Genomic DNA, 19,497 nt, shown 5'->3' on the forward strand with positions numbered 1-19,497 from the left:
ACATGGCTACTATAATTAATATGCCTCGATTGAGTGATACTATGACCGAAGGGACAGTTGCTCAATGGCTTAAAAAAGTTGGTGATAAAATAGAAGAAGGAGACATTTTAGCAGAAATTGAAACAGATAAAGCTACAATGGAATTTGAATCTTTTAACGAAGGTGTTTTATTACATATTGGATTACAAGAAGGTGATTCTGCTCCTGTAGATAGCTTATTAGCTATTATTGGTGAAGAGGGTGAAGATGTTTCTGCTTTATTAAACGGTGGTGCTGCTCCTGCAGAAACTACTAAAGAAGAAACTCCTGCTGCACCAGCTCAAGAAGAAGCTCCGGCTGCTGAAGCTGCTGCAATTCCTGAAGGAGTAACAATAATAAACATGCCTCGTTTAAGCGATACCATGACAGATGGTACGGTTGCAACTTGGTTAAAAAAAGTTGGTGATAAAGTAGAAGAAGGTGATATTTTAGCTGAAATTGAAACAGATAAAGCTACAATGGAGTTTGAGTCTTTTAACGAAGGAACTTTATTATATGTAGGTTTGCAAGAAGGAGAAACTGCTCCTGTAGATAGTTTATTAGCTATTATTGGTGAAGCTGGAACTGATGTTTCTGCAATTGTTGCCAATCCTGGTACTAGTGCTGCTCCTGCCAAAGCGGAAACTCCAAAAGCAGAAGCACCCAAAGCTGCTGCTCCGGCTCCGGCTAAAACAGAAGCTCCTAAAACAGCTGCTGCTCCTACTGCAACTAAAAAAGTAAGTGCTATTAATTCTGAGAACGGACGTATCGTTGCATCTCCTTTAGCAAAAGCATTGGCTGAAGAAAAAGGAATTAACTTAGCTAAAGTTGTTGGAACTGGTGAAGGTGGAAGAATTGTGAAAGTAGATATTGAGAACTACGTTCCTGCTCCTGAAGCTCCTGCTGCTGCTAAAACTGTAGTTGCTGCTCCTGTTGGAGAAATTAGCCAAAGAGAAGAAAAGAACTCTAACATGCGTAAAGCAATTGCTAGAGCTTTAGATAAATCTCAAACTGAGAATGTAAACTTTACAATCAGTTTAGATGTTGATATGGACAATGCAATGGCTTCTAGAGCTATTATCAATCAATTACCAGATACAAAAGTATCTTTTAATGATTTAGTAGTAAAGGCATCTGCTATGGCTTTAAAAAAGCATCCACAAATTAACACAGAATGGACTGTTGAAAAAACAATCTATAACGAACATATTGCTGTTGGTGTAGCTGTAGCTATTGAAGACGGTTTAGTAGTTCCTGTAATTCCATTTACAGACACTAAGAGTCTAACTCAAATTGGTGCAGAAGTAAAAGATTTAGCTATTAAAGCTAAAAAGAAAAAGTTAACCCCTGCAGAAATGTCTGGAAGTACTTTTACAGTTTCTAACTTAGGAATGTTTGGAGTAGATAACTTTACATCTATTATTAACCAACCTAACTCTGCTATTTTATCAGTAGGGGGAATTAAACAAAAACCTGTTGTTAAAAACGGAGAGATTGTTGTTGGTAACGTAATGAATTTAACATTATCTTGTGATCACAGAACTATTGATGGTGCTGTTGGTGCTGCTTTCTTAAATACATTAAAGCAATATATTGAGAATCCTGTTACTATGATTGCATAAGCAATTTTAACAAACATATTTAAAACACCTCTGTTCACACAGAGGTGTTTTTTTTATATCTTAGATTCTGTAAAATTCAAAAAGCAATTTCCAACAGATTTGGCTCGATATATGATACAATAACATCAATAGATTTATAATAGAAATAAAAGAAAATGAATCATCTTAAAAAAATTTTTATAGCAAGTACAACCTTGTTAGCCATAGCATGTAACAACACACCTAAACATGCAAGTATAGAAGGAGAAATACAAAATTTACCTAACGATATTACAGAGGTTGTTTTAAGAACACAAAACAATGTAAAAAATATTAAAATAGAAAATGGTGTATTTAAAGACACTATTAATATTGATGGTGAATTTGCTTACCTACAAATTGGAAATCAAGGAAAAACCTTATTTTTAAACAAAAACACCAACCTAGTTGTTAACGTAGATGTAAACGATTTTCAAAACAGTATTAGCTATGAGGGTAAGGGTAAAAAAGTAAATAACTATTTACACCAAAGAGAACAAATTACCCAACAAGTATTCGAAAAAATAGACAGTCTTAACAGTTTAGACAAAGATGCTTTTACAAGCTATATTGATACAATGGTTGGTAAAATTGAAACTTTATTAAAAGACAACCCAAACATAGATCCTGTTGTATCTAAGACTGAAAAAGAAAATTTAACTGTTTTTGTAGAAAATCTTAAAAGCCAGTACAATACCATTAATGGAGTTGGTGCTAGTTTACAAAAAGGAGATGCTTCTCCAACATTTAACTACGAAAACTATAAAGGTGGTACAACAAATTTAACGGACTTAAAAGGAAGTTATGTTTATATAGATATTTGGGCTACATGGTGTCCTCCTTGTAAAGCAGAAATTCCTTTCCTTAAAGAAGTGGAAGAAAAATTTCATAAGAAAAACATCAAGTTTGTAAGTATTTCTGTAGACAATCCAAATGCCAAAAATAAATGGCAAGACATGATTAAAGATCAAAACATGGGAGGAATTCAATTGTTTGCCAATGGAGACAATAGTTTTATGGAAGCTTATCAAGTAACTGGAATTCCACGTTTTATTTTATTAGATACGGAAGGAAACATTGTTACAGCAAATGCACCAAGACCTTCAGATCCTAATCTGACAAAAATTTTAAAAGAACTTTTATAAGCCAATTTAACAGCCTTGATTTTGAATCAAGGCTGTTTTTTTTTAGAATTTAATTCCTAACCCGAATCCTCCCCACCAATGAGATTTTTTTCCAAAAGAAAATTCTTGTGTTCTTCGTGTTAAAGTATATTTTAATACCACTAGATCTTTAATCGTTAAATTCATTCCTAAATTTACATCTAGCATAAAACTGTTTATTTTAGACCTATCTACTGTATAAACAGAATGATCAGAAAACATAGCTCCTTGTAAAGTTGCATTGTATAAATTCCAACGAATACCTGGTTCTATAAACATATTAAACCTTGTTTTATTTCTCTTAAAGTCTTTAAATGCAACTATTTCGTTAAAATTTAGCGATGAACTAGAATAGTTAATGTTAAAAAAAGAAAGTTGCCCTCCCACATAAATATCAGAAGTATAATTTCCTAAATTAACCGCCACACGCATAGAGGGAATAATACTATTTCCATAAACGGTATTATTAAAAGCATATAGGTAATTCATCTTATAATTTAAAACCAAATCTCCTCCTTCCTGAATTTGATTTTCCCAACCTAAAGGAATAGGTCTATCGGTTCCTAAAAAGTGTTTTTTATGAATGTATATTTGTGCTTTTTCTGCCAAAGACAATCCTAATGCCCCAATAGATATCTCGGAATAAAAAGCAGTATTTTTAAACAGCTGAGTTCTACCCAAACTTATAAATGTGTAAGAAGCATAGGGTCTATCATCTTTTTGTATTTCTTTAGTAGCCAACTTTCTTGGGGTAAAAGATTGAAAGCCAAAATTAAAATGATTGTACATTTTTGACTCTTCAGATTTTAATATAATAAAAGGTTGCCAAAACTTTAAATCTTTAGTTACCACATCTAACCTTAACCCTGCCGTGTAATTATCATCTGTGTTTTTAGGGGCAAAAAAAGCATCGTTCTCATGATAAAAAGAAGCTTGTTTAATAAAAGGTGATTTTACTTTTTGAGAAAAAGAATCAACAGTAATAAATAACAGAAAAAGGGGAAAAAAAGTTTTAAAAGAGTAATACATAGTATCGTTAGATTGGTTACTCAAAGGTATTCCCTATAAGGCTTTAAGTGATTGATACTCTTCTACTAGAACCTTAAATAAAATTGATCATCGTCAACTACATCGATTTTTGTTAAATACTTAGTTAAAAACCTTCAATCTGTATAATCTCACAAATTAAATTTATTTTATGAGATGAATCATTTTTCTAATTTTGGGTTTCGCTTATCTTTGAGTCATCAAAATGAATTTTAAATAATATCCAATGAAATATCGTATAGAAAAAGATACTATGGGTGAGGTACAAGTACCTGCTGATAAGTATTGGGGAGCACAAACTGAAAGATCTAGAAACAATTTTAAAATTGGACCTGCAGGAAGCATGCCTTTAGAAATAGTTTATGGTTTTGCTTATTTAAAAAAAGCAGCTGCACATGCAAACTGTGACTTAGGTGTTTTAGAAGAAAGTAAAAGAGACTTAATTTCTGCTGTATGTGATGAAATTTTAGCGGGTAAGCACGATGATCAATTTCCATTAGTAGTATGGCAAACAGGATCGGGTACTCAGTCTAACATGAACTCTAATGAAGTTATTGCTAACAGAGCTCAAGAATTAGCGGGTGGTGTTATTGGAGAAGGTGAAAAAGTAATTCAACCTAACGATGATGTAAACAAATCTCAATCTTCTAACGATACGTTTCCTACAGGAATGCACATTGCATCTTACAAAGCAGTGGTAGAAATTACCATTCCTGGAGTAGAACAATTACGAAATACCTTAAAAGCAAAAGCTGAGGCTTTTAAAGATGTTGTAAAAATTGGACGTACACACTTAATGGATGCAACTCCATTAACCATTGGACAAGAGTTTTCTGGATATGTATCTCAATTAGATCACGGGTTAAAAGCATTAAAAAACACCTTACCTCACTTAGCTGAATTGGCTTTAGGAGGAACTGCTGTAGGTACAGGATTAAATACACCTGCTGGTTACGATGTATTGGTAGCAAAAAAAATTGCTGAATTTACAGGGTTGCCTTTTGTAACTGCTGAAAATAAATTTGAAGCTTTAGCGGCTCACGATGCAATTGTAGAAACTCACGGAGCTTTAAAACAAATTGCTGTGTCTTTAAACAAGATTGCTAACGATATTCGTTTAATGTCTTCTGGACCACGTTCTGGTATTGGAGAATTAATTATTCCTGCTAACGAACCCGGATCTTCTATTATGCCAGGAAAAGTAAACCCAACTCAAGCAGAAGCTATTACTATGGTAGCTGCACAAGTTATGGGGAATGATGTAGCTATTACAGTTGGAGGAATGCAAGGACACTACGAATTAAATGTTTTTAAACCCGTAATGGCTAAAAACTTAATTGAATCAGCTCGTTTAATTGGAGATGCTTGTGTATCTTTTGATGTAAACTGTGCTGTAGGAATTGAACCTAACTATCCTGTAATTGAAAAATTATTAAACAACTCTTTAATGTTGGTAACTGCATTAAACACAAAAATTGGATACTACAAAGCTGCTGAAATAGCAAATACAGCACATGCTAACGGAACTACTTTAAAAGAAGAAGCTGTTCGTTTAGGTTATGTAACTCCAGAACAATATGATGAATGGGTAAAACCAGAAGACATGATTGGTTCTTTAAAATAATAAAGAAAAAATACTAATTTAAAACCCGCTATAAAGTATATAGCGGGTTTTTGATTTTTCTAAAAATTACCGAACGATTGTTCCGTAATTAAAATAAAAGTCTATATTTGCCATATGAGACCACAAAAAGTAGAAAACACAGAACTAATCCAAAGACTATTTACAGTGCTTAGAACCAAAGGTTATGAGGGTGCTAGTCTAAACGATTTAGCTGCTGCTTCTGGCTTACAAAAAGCAAGTTTATATCATAGATTTCCAGGAGGTAAAAAAGATATTGCTTTAGCTGTACTAAACCATGTGGGAGAATGGACTCATAACAATTTAATTCAAGTAGTTCAAAATACAGCAATAAGTCATCATCAAAAATTAGAAATCCTTTTAACTAATATTGATGAGTTATACAATTCAGGTAAAAGTGCTTGTATTACTCAAACACTTTCTATGGAAAATAGTGGCGATCTATTTTCAGAAAACATAAATAAAGGAACAAATATATGGATCAATTGCTTTATAAAATTAGCGATTGAATTTGGGAAAAATACTGCAGAAGCAAATGATATTGCCTATGAAGTAATTGTACAAATACAAGGAAGTTTAATATTGTGTAAATCAATACAAACTACGCAACCTTTTAAAAACGCTTTAAACAGAATACGAACACTATATACTAGTTAAAAAATTTATCTATTAATTTTACCGAATGTTCGGTTATAAACATTAAATCAATTTAAAATGAGTAAAACAGCAATTATAATTTTAGCAGATCCTAAAGCAAAATCTGAAGAGTCTTTAGGACGATTATTTAATGCACTAGGTGCAGCATGGGAACACAAACAAGCTAAGGAAGATGTTAAAATAATTTTTCAGGGAACAGGAACAAGATGGCCAGAAGAATTAGAAAACGAAAAACACCCTGCTTATAAACTTTATAAAGAATTAGAAGATGTAGTTGAGGGTGCTTCTGCAGCCTGTTCACAAGTTTGGGGAGCCAATCCTAAAGGAATAGATTTAATTACCAACAATCCTTTACCTGGAACTGTTGGAACTTCTAGTTTTTTAAAATTACAACAAGACGGATATAGCATCTTAATTTTTTAAATAAATAACCTTCTCTTTTAAAAGAGGAGGTTATTTAAATTCTATTACAATGTCAGAATTTTTTCATAAGGGTGAGCTAAAAGTCCAAGAGTTAATGGGTTCTATTGATAAATCTAATGCTGTTGGTAAAATAATGAGTAATCAGATTATAAAAGGAGCCTATCCTTTTATAGAAAATCAGCAAATGCTAATTGTTAGTAGTACCGATCATCATCAAAAAGTATGGACTTCTATCCTTATAGGGCAACCAGGATTTATAAACATTGTTAATAGTCAAACCATACAGATTCATAAACATAAAATAATTGGCAATTGGTCTGATGTGTTCTTTAAAAACATAGAATTAAATAAAAATATAGGTACTTTATTTATTGAATTAGGAAGCAGAAGAAGGTATAGAATAAATGCAATTGTTCAAGAAAACACAGCTAGTAAAATTTTAATTTCTATAATAGAAGCCTACCCAAATTGTCCTAAATACATTCAGCAAAGAGTATTAAAAGAACTAACAAATGTAGCCTACACTAAAAACAGTGTAAAAGGAACAACTTATACAGACGAGCTTAAAAACATATTTACAACAGCAGACACTTTTTTTGTTGGTAGCACAAGTACAAATCTTAAAATGGATGCAAATCATAGAGGTGGTAATCCTGGTTTTATAGAAGTTATAGATAACAAAACTCTTAAAATACCCGACTATTCCGGGAACTATCTATACAATACATTAGGAAACTTTGTACAAGAACCCAATGCAGGTTTGTTATTTATAGATTTTAACAATAACAGAACTTTACAATTAAACGGAAACACCAATATATTATTCAATCAAAATACAGCCAGTGATCTTGAAAAAACAAAAGGCACAGGAACTTACTGGACATTTACAGTAGAACAATGGATTTTAACAGAAAACAGTTTTAACATCAACTGGGAATTTACTTCTTATTCTAAATTTAATCCTAAAATATAACTAACTGAACTGTCTATCTGTTATATTTACAATAATGGATCTTAATTATTACACAAACCTTACTAATAATAATACTGATTTAGTCAGCTTGCTAAAATCCCCTAATCTATTTAGCAAAGCTCCTAATACTTGGCATGTAATAGTGGTAGATGTGCAAAACTCTACAGGAGCTGTATCTAACGGAAATCACCATCAGGTAAACTTAACAGCTACTGGAGCTATAATTTCTGTATTAAACACCATTAGAAAAGAAAAGTTAAACATTACAATTCCCTATTTTTTTGGAGGAGACGGAGCTACGTTTATCATTCCAAACCTCCTTTTAAACAAACTACTTTCTATTCTTAATAACTATAGAATCCATATTAAAGAAAGTACATCATTAACATTAAGAGTTGGCAGTGTTTCTATTGATGAACTAGCCAATAAAGGACACAAAATAAATATTGCTAAACAAAAATTAACACCTCAGCTAACCATTCCAATTATTTTGGGTGATGGACTTAAAATTGCAGAAAAAATTATCAAACAAAAATTTGTAGAACCCTCTCCTAAAAAACTAAAAGAAGAGCTTATTAATTTAGAAGGAATGGAATGTAGATGGAAAGAAATTACTCCGCCCAAAACATCTAAAAAAATAGTTTGTTTGTTAATTGATTGTATTGTTACAGAAGAACAACAAACTGTTTATGCTAGTATTCTTAGCAAAATGAATACCCTCTTTGGAGACTTTACAGAAAGACAACCTATTTCTCCTTCTAAAATGAAGTTAGATTACAGTGTCTATAAAATTTGGAAAGAAATGAAGGTTCGTTTGGTAAAAAAGGACATTTCTTTTATTTGTAAAAACTGGTTAATTACCCTTTTGGGAAAATATTATTTTAATTTTTCTAAAGAAGGAAAACAATACCTAAATCAAATTAGTCAACTATCGCATACCTTTATGTTAGATGGTAGTATTAATACCATTTTTACGGCTACAGAATCTAAAATAAACCTATTTATAGAGTATTTAAATCAGTTAGAAAAAGAGAAAAAAATTATTTATGGAATACATATTACCCACTCATCTATTATGTCTTGTTATGTTATAGATCGTAAAACAAAACACGCTCACTTTATTGATGGGACTGAAGGAGGCTACACTTCTGCAGCAAAAATGTTAAAGCAAAAATTAAAATAATCTCTTGCACATTTGTATTAGTACACAAACCTACCGTATTCCTAAAACATCTATAATTACTATAAGTTAGACATCTAATATGTTAACAATTTATATATGGTAAAAATAGTCTCTTCTTTAATGTTCATTGCTATATGCTCATTAAATCAAACAACAAATGCACAAGCAACATCACCTTACTTTTTAAAAGATCAAGATCCTAAGCCAAACTCTAAGAGTTGGGTAGCTGTAGAAAATATGTCTGATGATTTTGATGCTAAAAAATTAAATAAAAACAAATGGCAAAGCAATCCTATTGGCAATGGTTGGATGTGGGATGGTAGACCACCTGGTTTATTTAAAGCAGAAAATGTAACCTTAAAAAAAGGAAACATGAATGTTACGGTTAGTGCCTTAAAAAAACCAGTACATAAAAACAATAAAACATTTAACTATCAAGGAGCTATTGTAAGATCTATATACCCTGCAGAGGTTGGTTACTATATAGAATGTAAAATGAAAGCCAATGCAACAGTAATGTCTTCTACTTTTTGGTTAATGACCAAATACAATTGTGAAAAAAAACAAGAACTAGACATTCAAGAATGTGTAGGTAGATTAACAGACAAAACAGAAAGTTGGGCTAAAAACTGGGATGGAATATATCATTCTAACGCTATACATAGAACAACAAAATGTCATCCAAAAAGTGAAAGAGTACAAAAAATGGTGTTAACAGAAACTAAAAACCACGAACGTTTTTACGTGTATGGAGCTTGGTGGAAATCGCCAACAGAAATATTATTCTATTTAGATGGAAAATACACTTACACATTAAACCCTACCGTTACTTGGGATGTACCTGCCTATATTCAAATGGCTATTGAAACTTATGACTGGAATCCTGTTCCAGAAGATGGGGGCTTGGTTAAAAGCGGTTCTAAAGAACAAAGAACTACACAATATGATTGGGTACGAACTTGGAAATTAAACTAAAATAAAAAGGCCATACAAAATGTATGGCCTTTTCTAATATTATATACTTGTTCTTATAAAGAAGCAGAATATTCAATTAAATCAACAATTTTAGTTGAGTAACCAATTTCGTTATCGTACCAAGATACGATTTTTACGAAGTTGTCATTTAATGCAATACCAGCAGATGCATCAAATACAGAAGTACGAGTATCTCCAATAAAATCTTGAGAAACTACAGCATCTTCAGTGTATCCTAAAACTCCAGCCATAGCTCCTTCAGAAGCAGCTTTCATTGCAGCACAAATTTCAGCATAAGTTGCAGGCTTTTCTAACTTTACAGTTAAATCAACAACAGAAACATCCATAGTAGGAACACGGAATGCCATACCAGTTAATTTTCCGTTTAATGCAGGAATTACTTTTCCTACAGCTTTAGCAGCTCCAGTAGAAGAAGGAATAATGTTGTGAATTGCAGAACGTCCACCTCTCCAGTCTTTCATAGAAGGACCGTCAACAGTTTTTTGAGTTGCAGTTGCAGCGTGAACAGTTGTCATTAACCCTTCAGAAATCCCCCAGTTATCGTTTAATACTTTAGCGATAGGAGATAAACAGTTAGTAGTACAAGAAGCGTTAGAGAAAATAGTCTCATCAGCTTTTAACTCTGTATTGTTAACACCCATTACAAACATTGGTGCATCTGGAGACGGTGCAGATAAAACAACTTTTTTAGCTCCAGCCTCAATGTGCCCTTGTGCTTTTTCTTTTGTTAAAAAGAAACCAGTAGATTCAATTACATAATCAGCTCCAATTTCATCCCACTTTAAGTCAGCTGGGTTACGCTCAGCAGTAATTCTGATTACGTTTCCGTTTACAACTAAAGATCCATCTTTTACTTCAACAGTTCCGTCAAAAGCTCCGTGTACTGAATCGTACTTTAACATGTACGCTAAATATTCAACATCTAATAAATCGTTGATTCCAACAACTTGTACGTTTTCTCTTGCTACTGCAGATCTGAATGCAAATCTACCAATTCTACCAAATCCGTTAATTCCGATTTTTACCATGATAATTAATTATAATGTTTATTAATTTGTTTACTTAATTTGTGTATTTATCTTAAATACTTAATATATCCGCCACTCTTAACAAGTCCATGTTAATGTCGTGGTGTAATTTTACTGCTTTTTCTAAGTTAATAGCGGTAATTTCATTGTTGTTAATACCAACCATTAGGTTAGACTGTCCACCCATTAATAAGTCTACAGCTTTTACTCCTAATCTACCAGCTAATACTCTATCAAAACATGATGGAGAACCTCCTCTTTGCATGTGACCTAATACTGATACACGTACATCATATTCTGGCATATTTTTTTCTACGTAGTCTTTTAATTCAAAAACTCCTTTACCCGTTTTATCTCCTTCTGCAACAACAACAATACTTGATGTTTTCCCAGATTTTTTACTATTTTCTAAAGACTCAACTAATCTTTCAATTCCTAAATTTTCTTCAGGGATTAAAATTTCTTCTGCTCCTGCTCCAATTCCTGCATTTAATGCAATAAATCCAGCATCACGTCCCATTACTTCAACAAAAAATAAACGGTTATGAGATGATGCAGTGTCTCTAATTTTATCAATAGCTTCTACAACTGTATTTAAAGCAGTATCGTATCCTAATGTAAATTGAGTTCCGTATATATCATTATCAATAGTACCAGGAATTCCAATTACAGGAACTTTAAATTCTTTATTAAAGATCATCCCTCCTGTAAAAGAACCATCACCTCCAATAACGATTAAAGCATTTAATCCATTAGCTTTAAAATTAGCATATGCTTTTTCTCTACCTTCTGGTGTTCTAAATTCTTTAGAACGTGCTGTTTGTAAAAAAGTTCCTCCTCTACTAATAGTGTTTCTAACACTTCTAGAGTCTAAAGGAATTAAATCATTGTCGATTAACCCTTGGTAGCCTCTTAAAACTCCCATACACTCTATATTGTTAAATACACAGGCTCTTACAACAGCTCTTACTGCTGCGTTCATCCCTGGTGAATCACCACCAGAAGTCATTACAGCTATTTTAGTTACTTTAGTACTCATGTTCTTATTTTATAATGCATAAAAGTAATAATATTTAACGTCCTAATTCTGTGTAGAACTTTTATATACGAAAACGATATCGACTATTTTTTAATTTCTTAAAATAAAAATAGTCAAAAAAAAAGTTTTACAGGACACTAAGTATTTTAATATTAGCTCCAAAGATGTTTTGGATAAACTCCTTGTTTTTTTAGTTCTTTTATAGCTTTTGTAACCACAGGTTTGTCTTCTGCATAGGTTACTCCGTACCACTTAGCATCTGATTTTAATACCGTTACAACACCTTTTCCTGATTGAATTACATTGTTAACCACAGTAGGTATAAAAAACTCACTTTTTAACTCCGCAGATCTTTCTTTCATAAAATCTACAAAATCAGTTTCCAAGGCTTCTAAAAACTTAGGTGTAAATCCCCAAAAGTTCATAGAGACAGTAGTATTATTATCCATTACCACTAAATTCTCTTCATCGTCTTTTCTGTATATTTTATCTTCTATTTTTTCTATATGAGTTCTCTCTACCACATCTGTTAGTTCTTGCTTCTTGTTAACATAACATTGTCCTCTAGAAACATATCCATTTTCAGATATTGTTTTGTCTAAGTTAAAACCAACCATACACATATTATGTGAATCTTTATCTAACTTAGCTAACTCCCCTATAATTGTTTGAAAAGCTTCTCTGCTATAAAAATCATCACCATTAATTACCACAAAGTTGTCTTTTACAACTCCTTTGGTAACTAATAAAGCATGCCCTGTTCCCCAAGGTTTTTTTCTTTCTGGATCTATAGGATATCCAGACGGAACTTTGTCTAATTCTTGGCAAACATATGCAACTTCTATTTTGCCTTTTAACTTGGCATCAAACTTATCTTTAAACTGATCTATAAACTCTTCTCTTACAATAAAAACTACTTTTTTAAAACCTGCTTCAATAGCATCGTATAAAGAAAAATCAATAATAGTGTCTCCTTCATCAGACATGGTATCCATTTGTTTTAATCCTCCGTAACGGCTTCCCATTCCTGCTGCTAAAACCACTAATGTATATGTATTCATTTTAATTGTTTTAATGTAATTGATTGTAAAAATAGTTTTTTATTCTAGTATTCAAAGATTGCTCTTTATTAATTAATCATCAACGATAACTGTTTCTTCTTCTTTAAGAGCTTTGTCTTTTGATTTTATTCTTAATTTCTGAAGCATTTCTTTTAGGTTGTTAAAGTCTATTTGATAGTTTAAACCAATTCCTTGTGTATAACCTTGTTCTTCTTCGGAATATTGAATTTCGTTTTGTCTGTTAAAAACAGAAGATCTTAGACTTCCATCTTTATTTAGTAAAAACTCTACTTTAACCTCTCCTACTACTGCTGATTGGGTTTTGGTTCCTACAGGTACTCCTAATTTTCCGTTGATTAGAATTCTATCGTTAATTTCTGTTTCTACACCAATATCTATCTGATTGTCGATTGCTAAATCTTCTACTTCTGATGTTTCTCCTGCTGTATATCCAAAGTTAAACTGAAGTTTACCTCCGTCTTTGTTAAAAATATCGGTTACTGCGTTAGATATTAATTCTGAGGTTGTGTTTGATAAAACAGCACTTGTATTATTTAAACTGTTCTCATCAAAAAATGATTTAGAAACTAGTAAAGAGAAAAACTGTCTCATTTTAGAATTCTCATCAATATTTAATTTAAAATCTAACTCTGATGCTACGGTAGAACTTGCATTTGGAATTTCAATCATAAAATCCTGATTAGAATCAAACAATTCCCCTGTTACGTGAGTTACCAAATCAACTTCTATTTTTCTGTTAACCACCAAGTTTTCTAGCAATACTTTTGGGTTGGCTTTTACACTGTGAACGGCTTCTATATTTAATTCTGCTTTGTATGGATCTCCATTCCAAGAAACAGTTCCTCCTCTTTGCACAATAAAAGGTTTGTTTACAATTCCTCCATATTTAAAATTATAAAGTCCTTCATCTACTATTAAATCTCCATACATTTTAAGATTAAAATATCTATCAATGTCTATTAACAATCTACCATCTGCTCTACCTTGTAAAGAACTTCCAGAGGTTTGATCTATTACTACTTCTCCTAAAGCATCTTTGGTAATGTCTAAATTTAAAACCACACTAATTCCGCCTAAAGTTCCAGAAACATCATCCTCTTCATTATCGTTATCAGAGTCTGTTTCTACTTCTTTAAAATAAATAAACCTGTTGGTTTCAACTTGTTTAACATCGCTAATTGGCAAAACAAATTTGGTGTTTTCTAAAGTTCTTCCAGTAACATTAATTGCCAAATTAGAGGTAAGCCCTTTTATGGTTGCAAATCCATCCATAAAACCGGTACCGTAATATTTAGAATCTTCTTGTTGTTCGGTATTCATTACTAGTAAATTTCTAGTATCTACTCTTAAATCTAAATTCCAATTATTATACTTATCGTAATCTATTCTACCTTTTAAACTTCCTTTTGTTTTGTATAGATTATCTTGTAGGTTTATGTTTTTAAAAACAAAAGATTTTCCTTCTAAATTTACCCTAGTATCTCCTGTAAAATTATAATTGGTGTTTAAATAAGGAAACTTTAATCCGGCATTTGTTAGGTCTATAAACCCAACGGTATTAAAATCGTTTATTTGTCCAGAAACTTTAAAATTTCCTTTTGCTTGCCCTCTAATTGCAGACAATACATTTCTACCCAAAGGACTTAAGGAACTTAGTTTTAAATTATTTAAAACCACATTTAACTCCATTTGAGATTGTAAAAAATCTGTTTCGTTTACAATAATTTCTCCTGCAGCATCTATATTTTGAGTTTTGTTGTTAGATATATTAAAGTTTAAATCATAACCTAATGGTTTTCCGCTAGGCTTAATACTGGTTTTCATTAAACCGTAATCCACTCCATTAATTTTTAGTTTTCTGACGACCAAATTCCCATCGGGTTTAAGTAATGTGTTTTTCTCTCTAAAAAAAACTTCTCCACTAGCAATTCCACCTACTTTTAAACTATCAATTCCTGGTAGTACTTCTGCCAAATTTATATTTTTAAGAGCTAGTCTTAAATTTTTAGAGTGTCCTTTTTTAATACTACCATCAAAATCAAACTCTTGATTTTTATTTGCAAAAGATATTCCGTTAAAATACCATTCTCCTGTTTTGTAATTGTAGTAAATTTTATTCTCTCTTTTTTCCTTATTAACCCAAGTAGAATTTAGGTATTTAAAATATACATTTTCTATTCCTAAGGTTAAGGCATCATTCTCTGTAGTTAAATTAAACACAGCTCTATTGTCTATTTTATCGGTATTAAAATTAGAGCGAACAAAAAGTGTATCGTTTAATTTTTTTCCTAACAACGATAAATCATCATATACCTGTTTTTTAAATCTAAATTGCTTTGCTGATATATTGGAATTAATCCATTGATTAGAATTGTCTAGAAAAATTCTTAAACTATCTACCTTAAAATCTTTAGAAGAGAATGACGGTGCAGAAGCATAGATTAAACCTTTGTCTCCCTCTGCATCTAATACTCCAGATATTTTTACATTCTGATTTAAGACCACTCTATTGGTGATGGATTTTAAAAACTCTGGATAAATTTCTAAACCAAAATTTAAGGTTTGATTTTTAACATTGGTTCTTACTTTTTTTCCTGGAATAAATTTATACAAAGCATTTTCTACTAATTTTTCAAAATCAGCAAAATCAAAAGCTCCTTCTACATCAAGAGTTAATAAGTTTTTAGAATCTAACGCTATGTTTTTGTTTTTTCCTTCTGATGAAAAATTTAAATCTATAGCGCTTAAAGCTAAAGTATCTGATGCTGTTTCTATACGTAAATTATCTACCAAGCCTTTAGCCAAAATACTATCTCTATTCTGAGTAATATTTATATTCCCTACAGCCGATAAGTTTTTTTGATAAGATGCACTTTTAGGAAATAACTTAGCCAATCTTGCTTTGGTAATTTCAAAATCTAAACCATACGTTTTTTTATGAACTCCTTTATTTAAATAATCTATATTGGCTTCAAAAGACAATAAAGAATCTTTGGTAATAAAATTTGCTTTTATATCTTGATTTGCTAAACTAAGAGACAAATTAGAATTAGATAGTTTTAATTGTTTGTATTGTATTTTTTTAAAGAACAAATTAGTGTTTAACAACAGATTGTTTTTAGCAATACTTCCTTTAAAATCTCCATTAAACTCAATATCCTTAAAATCTTTAAGGTGTTTATTTTTTATAATGGCACCATGCAGTATTTTAACATCTACAGTTCTTGTGTTTTTATTTAAATGATCTAACAAACCATTTAATTGTAGTTTACCTAAGTTTGTAACTAAGCCTCCAGTAATGACTAATTTAGATCTAGACACAAATAAATCTCCATCAAAATTTACTAATTCTAAACCATAAAAATTGGTAGGCAAACTTTTATGATATTGATTAGGCACTACATCTGTTAAAGACTCTGGCACCAACTCTATGGCAGCATCTTTAGCTCTAAACCAAAAATCATTTCTATTTACAATGCTATTCTTTAGGGTAAAGTCTCCTATTAAATAGGTTTTATTGTCTTTAGATATAATTTTAGTTTTTTCTAAATCCAAATCATTTAAAGTTCCCGAAAGGGTACTTTTTATATCAAATGTTTTTCCGTTTTTAAAATGAGGATATATTTTATGAATATCTTTTAAACTTAAATCGCTTTCATTAATAGTTGCATCTACATTTACTTTGGTTACAAAATCACCTAATTCTCCTGGTTTGTATTTAAAATCAACATTTAAAAATAAATCAGAATTAGTTGTGTGTATTTCTGTATTCTTAAAACTCATATTAGAAAGAGAGTAACTAAAATCCGTTTTAAGTTTGTTATAATCTATTCCGTAAACATCTACAAATCGTAAAGAATCTGCCACAATATCTACATTAGGACCTAAAAGTCTTAAACTTGCTATTTGCCCAGAAATATGATGAAAATCTACAATAGATTTTTCATCGTTTCTTCTAACATATCTAAGATTTGATGATTTTATATTTTCAAATAACAACTCTAAAGGAGCAGTACTTTTTTTGTCTGTTTTAAATTTACTAGAAAATAAGGTTAAGCTACTTATGGTATCTCCTGTGTACAAATAATCATCTACCCAACCATTTTTAACCTCTATATTTTCAAAAGAAAGAACTTTGTTTTTTATTTTATGGTAATCTACCAAAGCTCCTTTTAAGTTTTCTACAAATATTAAAGTATCCTGATATTGGTCTTCAATTAGTAAATCTTCTATATTAAAATTTCCAAAAGGATCTATTTTAATCTCTTTTAGTTGAAAAGAGACATTGTATTTTTCATTTAAATAATCAAAAAATTTATTTACAATTGCCGTTTGAGTTTGCCCAAATTGTAGCGCAAAAACCAGCAATAACAGTAGAAGTGTTATTGCTATTAAAAACTGAGCGAGTATTTTTATTATTGTTTTTATAAACCCTAAATTTGTGCCACTAAAATAGTTAATTAAACTCTAATTATGCTTGATAAAACATACATCTTAGCCATAGAATCTTCTTGCGATGATACAAGTGCTTCTGTAATTTGTAACGAACAAATTCTATCTAATATTGTTGCCAATCAAGACATACATTCAAAATATGGTGGTGTGGTTCCAGAACTAGCTTCTAGAGCACATCAACAAAACATTGTACCCGTGGTAGATGCCGCTTTAAAAGAGGCTAATATTTCTAAAGAAAACTTAAGTGCTATTGCTTTTACACAAGGTCCTGGTTTAATGGGATCTTTGTTAGTAGGAGCTTCTTTTGCTAAATCTATGGCTCTTGCTTTAGATATTCCTTTATTGGCTATTAATCATATGCAGGCTCATATTCTTGCCCATTTTATTGATGATGCCAACGATAAAAAACCAACATTTCCTTTTTTGTGTTTAACCATTAGTGGAGGACATACTCAAATTGTAAAAGTGAATGATTATTTTGAAATGGAAATTTTAGGAGAAACTATTGATGATGCTGTGGGAGAAGCCTATGACAAAACTGCTAAAATCTTAGGATTGCCATACCCTGGAGGTCCGTTAATAGACAAATATGCGCAAACAGGTAATGCTGTATTTAAATTTACCAAACCCAAAGTAAAAGAACATCACTTTAGTTTTAGTGGATTAAAAACAGGAATCTTATATTTTATTCAGAAGCAGTTAAAAGAGAATCCTAAATTTATTGAAGAAAACATAAATGATATTTGTGCAAGTGTTCAAAACACCATTGCAGAAATATTGATGGATAAATTGAAAAAAGCAGTAAAAGAAACGAGTATTAAACAAGTAGCTATTGCGGGTGGAGTGTCTGCCAATTCAGAAATAAGAAAACGTTTAACACTTGCGCAAACCCATTTTGGTTGGTCTAGTTATATTCCTAAGTTTGAATACACAACAGACAATGCTGCTATGATTGCTGTTACAGCTTATCAAAAATACAAACTTGGATTGTACAGTAACCAAAGTGCTACTGCAAATCCAAGATTAAAAGTAAACTCTTAAAAGTTTATTAAACTTTATAAGTAATAGCATTAATATTCATTCCTGCTCCTACAGATGCAAAAACAACAATATCATTTGTAGTTATTGAATGACCTTCTAATTGATTACGCAAAACCATATCGTACAAAATAGGAACCGTAGCAACGGAATTGTTTCCTAATTTTTGAATAGACATAGGCATTACATTTCCTTTTACAGGTTTTCTGTACAATCTGTACAATCTTTTTATAATGGCTTCATCCATTTTTTCGTTTGCTTGGTGTAAGAATACTTTAGAAATATCATCTATTTCTAAACCTCTTTTATCCATAGCTACTTTAATAGCTGCGGGTACTTTTGTTAAAGCAAACTCATATATTTTACGACCTAACATTTTAATGTAATTAATGTCTTGATCTAATTCTTGATTAAAAGTTGGACCTGAATATAAATATCCAGCTTCTTCTAAAGCATACGTTTGAGCAGCTGTAGTTAAAATTCCTCTTTCTTTATCTTCTTTTTTTAACTCTAAAATAGTAGCACCTGCTCCATCGGCAAAAATCATACTATCTCTATCGCTATGGTCTACAACTCTAGACAAAGTTTCTGCACCAATAACTAATACTTTTTTAGCATCTCCAGCCTTTATAGCTTGATTGGCTTGAATCATTCCTTGTACCCAACCTGGGCAACCAAAAAGAATATCATAAGCCACACAATTTGGATTTACAATTCCTAATTTATTTTTAACTCTGGTTGCTAAACTTGGCAACATATCTCCTTGAATACTTCCTTTTTTAACATCTCCAAAGTTATGAGCTACTATAATTAAATCTAAATCTTCTTTATTAATACCAGAGGATTGAATTGCTTGTTCCGATGCCTGAGTAGCCAAATCGGAGGTATTTACACTATCCTCGGCATACCTTCTCTCTTCAATACCAGTAATTGCATTAAATTTCTCAATAATCTCACTATTCTCCTTTTCAAAAAGAGAACCGTCTTCATTTAAAAACACATGATTTTTAAAATCTGCGTTCTTTACTACTTTAGTGGGTATGGCACTTCCTGTACCTGAAATAATAACGTTATTATACATAGGATATAAAATAAAAAAACCGACATTGATAG

The 19,497-nt window shown here is 31.3% G+C and carries 15 protein-coding genes; 9 read left to right on the forward strand and 6 right to left on the reverse strand.

The features are described 5' to 3' along the window. Positions 1-2: 2 nt before the first annotated feature. Together GGR97_RS06915 and GGR97_RS15315 are read left to right on the forward strand one after the other, a co-directional pair. Positions 3-1,640, forward strand: a complete 1,638-nt coding sequence (locus GGR97_RS06915) for a pyruvate dehydrogenase complex dihydrolipoamide acetyltransferase (RefSeq protein WP_167897790.1) — start codon at positions 3-5, stop codon at positions 1,638-1,640. A gap of 155 nt (positions 1,641-1,795) precedes the next feature. Continuing rightward, positions 1,796-2,803, forward strand: a complete 1,008-nt coding sequence (locus tag GGR97_RS15315) for a TlpA family protein disulfide reductase (protein ID WP_245229467.1) — start codon at positions 1,796-1,798, stop codon at positions 2,801-2,803. Between the two features lie 42 nt (positions 2,804-2,845). Here GGR97_RS15315 and GGR97_RS06925 read toward each other — a convergent pair whose 3' ends face one another. Continuing rightward, positions 2,846-3,874: a lipid A-modifier LpxR family protein gene (locus GGR97_RS06925; RefSeq protein ID WP_167897791.1), complete on the reverse strand. Its 1,029-nt coding sequence runs from the start codon at positions 3,872-3,874 to the stop codon at positions 2,846-2,848. Positions 3,875-4,094: 220 nt separating this feature from the next. Between GGR97_RS06925 and fumC the strand changes: the two genes are divergently transcribed. From fumC to GGR97_RS06955, 6 genes are all read left to right on the forward strand, one after another. Continuing rightward, a complete protein-coding gene (gene fumC, locus GGR97_RS06930; RefSeq protein WP_167897792.1) occupies positions 4,095-5,492 on the forward strand; it encodes a class II fumarate hydratase in 1,398 nt (465 codons plus the stop codon). A 114-nt stretch (positions 5,493-5,606) separates the two neighbouring features. Further along, positions 5,607-6,167, forward strand: coding sequence for a TetR/AcrR family transcriptional regulator (locus GGR97_RS06935; RefSeq protein ID WP_167897793.1), 561 nt, complete (start codon positions 5,607-5,609; stop codon positions 6,165-6,167). A gap of 57 nt (positions 6,168-6,224) precedes the next feature. Further along, the gene (locus tag GGR97_RS06940; RefSeq protein WP_167897794.1) at positions 6,225-6,590 is read left to right on the forward strand and encodes a DsrE family protein; all 366 of its coding nucleotides are present in this window, start codon (positions 6,225-6,227) and stop codon (positions 6,588-6,590) included. 49 nt (positions 6,591-6,639) lie between these two features. Next, entirely contained in the window at positions 6,640-7,563 is a 924-nt protein-coding gene (locus tag GGR97_RS06945) for a PNPOx family protein (protein WP_167897795.1), read from the forward strand. A gap of 34 nt (positions 7,564-7,597) precedes the next feature. Further along, positions 7,598-8,746: a DUF3095 family protein gene (locus GGR97_RS06950; RefSeq protein ID WP_167897796.1), complete on the forward strand. Its 1,149-nt coding sequence runs from the start codon at positions 7,598-7,600 to the stop codon at positions 8,744-8,746. Between the two features lie 96 nt (positions 8,747-8,842). Continuing rightward, a complete protein-coding gene (locus GGR97_RS06955) occupies positions 8,843-9,721 on the forward strand; it encodes a LamG domain-containing protein (protein ID WP_245229468.1) in 879 nt (292 codons plus the stop codon). A 53-nt stretch (positions 9,722-9,774) separates the two neighbouring features. Here GGR97_RS06955 and gap read toward each other — a convergent pair whose 3' ends face one another. The 4 genes from gap to GGR97_RS06975 all read right to left on the reverse strand — a co-directional run bounded on the left by gap (position 9,775) and on the right by GGR97_RS06975 (position 17,259). Then, complete coding sequence (gene gap / locus GGR97_RS06960; RefSeq protein ID WP_167897797.1) at positions 9,775-10,770, reverse strand: type I glyceraldehyde-3-phosphate dehydrogenase; 996 nt, start codon at positions 10,768-10,770, stop codon at positions 9,775-9,777. Between the two features lie 52 nt (positions 10,771-10,822). After that, the gene (gene pfkA / locus GGR97_RS06965) at positions 10,823-11,809 is read right to left on the reverse strand and encodes a 6-phosphofructokinase (protein ID WP_167897798.1); all 987 of its coding nucleotides are present in this window, start codon (positions 11,807-11,809) and stop codon (positions 10,823-10,825) included. A 152-nt stretch (positions 11,810-11,961) separates the two neighbouring features. Further along, complete coding sequence (locus GGR97_RS06970) at positions 11,962-12,870, reverse strand: sugar phosphate nucleotidyltransferase (protein ID WP_167897799.1); 909 nt, start codon at positions 12,868-12,870, stop codon at positions 11,962-11,964. A 72-nt stretch (positions 12,871-12,942) separates the two neighbouring features. Continuing rightward, positions 12,943-17,259 carry a translocation/assembly module TamB domain-containing protein gene (locus GGR97_RS06975; protein WP_167897800.1) on the reverse strand — a complete coding sequence of 1,439 codons (4,317 nt, stop codon included), beginning with the start codon at positions 17,257-17,259 and terminating at the stop codon, positions 12,943-12,945. Between the two features lie 105 nt (positions 17,260-17,364). On the opposite strand from GGR97_RS06975, the gene tsaD reads away from it, so the two are divergent. Then, positions 17,365-18,387 carry a tRNA (adenosine(37)-N6)-threonylcarbamoyltransferase complex transferase subunit TsaD gene (tsaD, locus tag GGR97_RS06980; protein WP_167897801.1) on the forward strand — a complete coding sequence of 341 codons (1,023 nt, stop codon included), beginning with the start codon at positions 17,365-17,367 and terminating at the stop codon, positions 18,385-18,387. A gap of 7 nt (positions 18,388-18,394) precedes the next feature. On the opposite strand, the gene GGR97_RS06985 is transcribed toward tsaD, so the two are convergent. After that, positions 18,395-19,465: a 3-oxoacyl-ACP synthase III family protein gene (locus GGR97_RS06985; protein ID WP_167897802.1), complete on the reverse strand. Its 1,071-nt coding sequence runs from the start codon at positions 19,463-19,465 to the stop codon at positions 18,395-18,397. Between the last annotated feature and the right edge of the window lie 32 nt (positions 19,466-19,497).

This window comes from Wenyingzhuangia aestuarii (assembly GCF_011927765.1).
Lineage (GTDB): Bacteria > Bacteroidota > Bacteroidia > Flavobacteriales > Flavobacteriaceae > Wenyingzhuangia > Wenyingzhuangia aestuarii.

Coding starts and splice junctions, on each gene's coding strand:
- GGR97_RS06915 (WP_167897790.1), top strand. CDS start 3: ATGGCTACTATAATTAATATGCCTCGATTGAGTGATACTATGACCGAA.
- GGR97_RS15315 (WP_245229467.1), top strand. CDS start 1,796: ATGAATCATCTTAAAAAAATTTTTATAGCAAGTACAACCTTGTTAGCC.
- fumC (WP_167897792.1), top strand. CDS start 4,095: ATGAAATATCGTATAGAAAAAGATACTATGGGTGAGGTACAAGTACCT.
- GGR97_RS06935 (WP_167897793.1), top strand. CDS start 5,607: ATGAGACCACAAAAAGTAGAAAACACAGAACTAATCCAAAGACTATTT.
- GGR97_RS06940 (WP_167897794.1), top strand. CDS start 6,225: ATGAGTAAAACAGCAATTATAATTTTAGCAGATCCTAAAGCAAAATCT.
- GGR97_RS06945 (WP_167897795.1), top strand. CDS start 6,640: ATGTCAGAATTTTTTCATAAGGGTGAGCTAAAAGTCCAAGAGTTAATG.
- GGR97_RS06950 (WP_167897796.1), top strand. CDS start 7,598: ATGGATCTTAATTATTACACAAACCTTACTAATAATAATACTGATTTA.
- GGR97_RS06955 (WP_245229468.1), top strand. CDS start 8,843: ATGGTAAAAATAGTCTCTTCTTTAATGTTCATTGCTATATGCTCATTA.
- gap (WP_167897797.1), bottom strand. CDS start 10,770: ATGGTAAAAATCGGAATTAACGGATTTGGTAGAATTGGTAGATTTGCA.
- pfkA (WP_167897798.1), bottom strand. CDS start 11,809: ATGAGTACTAAAGTAACTAAAATAGCTGTAATGACTTCTGGTGGTGAT.
- GGR97_RS06970 (WP_167897799.1), bottom strand. CDS start 12,870: ATGAATACATATACATTAGTGGTTTTAGCAGCAGGAATGGGAAGCCGT.
- tsaD (WP_167897801.1), top strand. CDS start 17,365: ATGCTTGATAAAACATACATCTTAGCCATAGAATCTTCTTGCGATGAT.
- GGR97_RS06985 (WP_167897802.1), bottom strand. CDS start 19,465: ATGTATAATAACGTTATTATTTCAGGTACAGGAAGTGCCATACCCACT.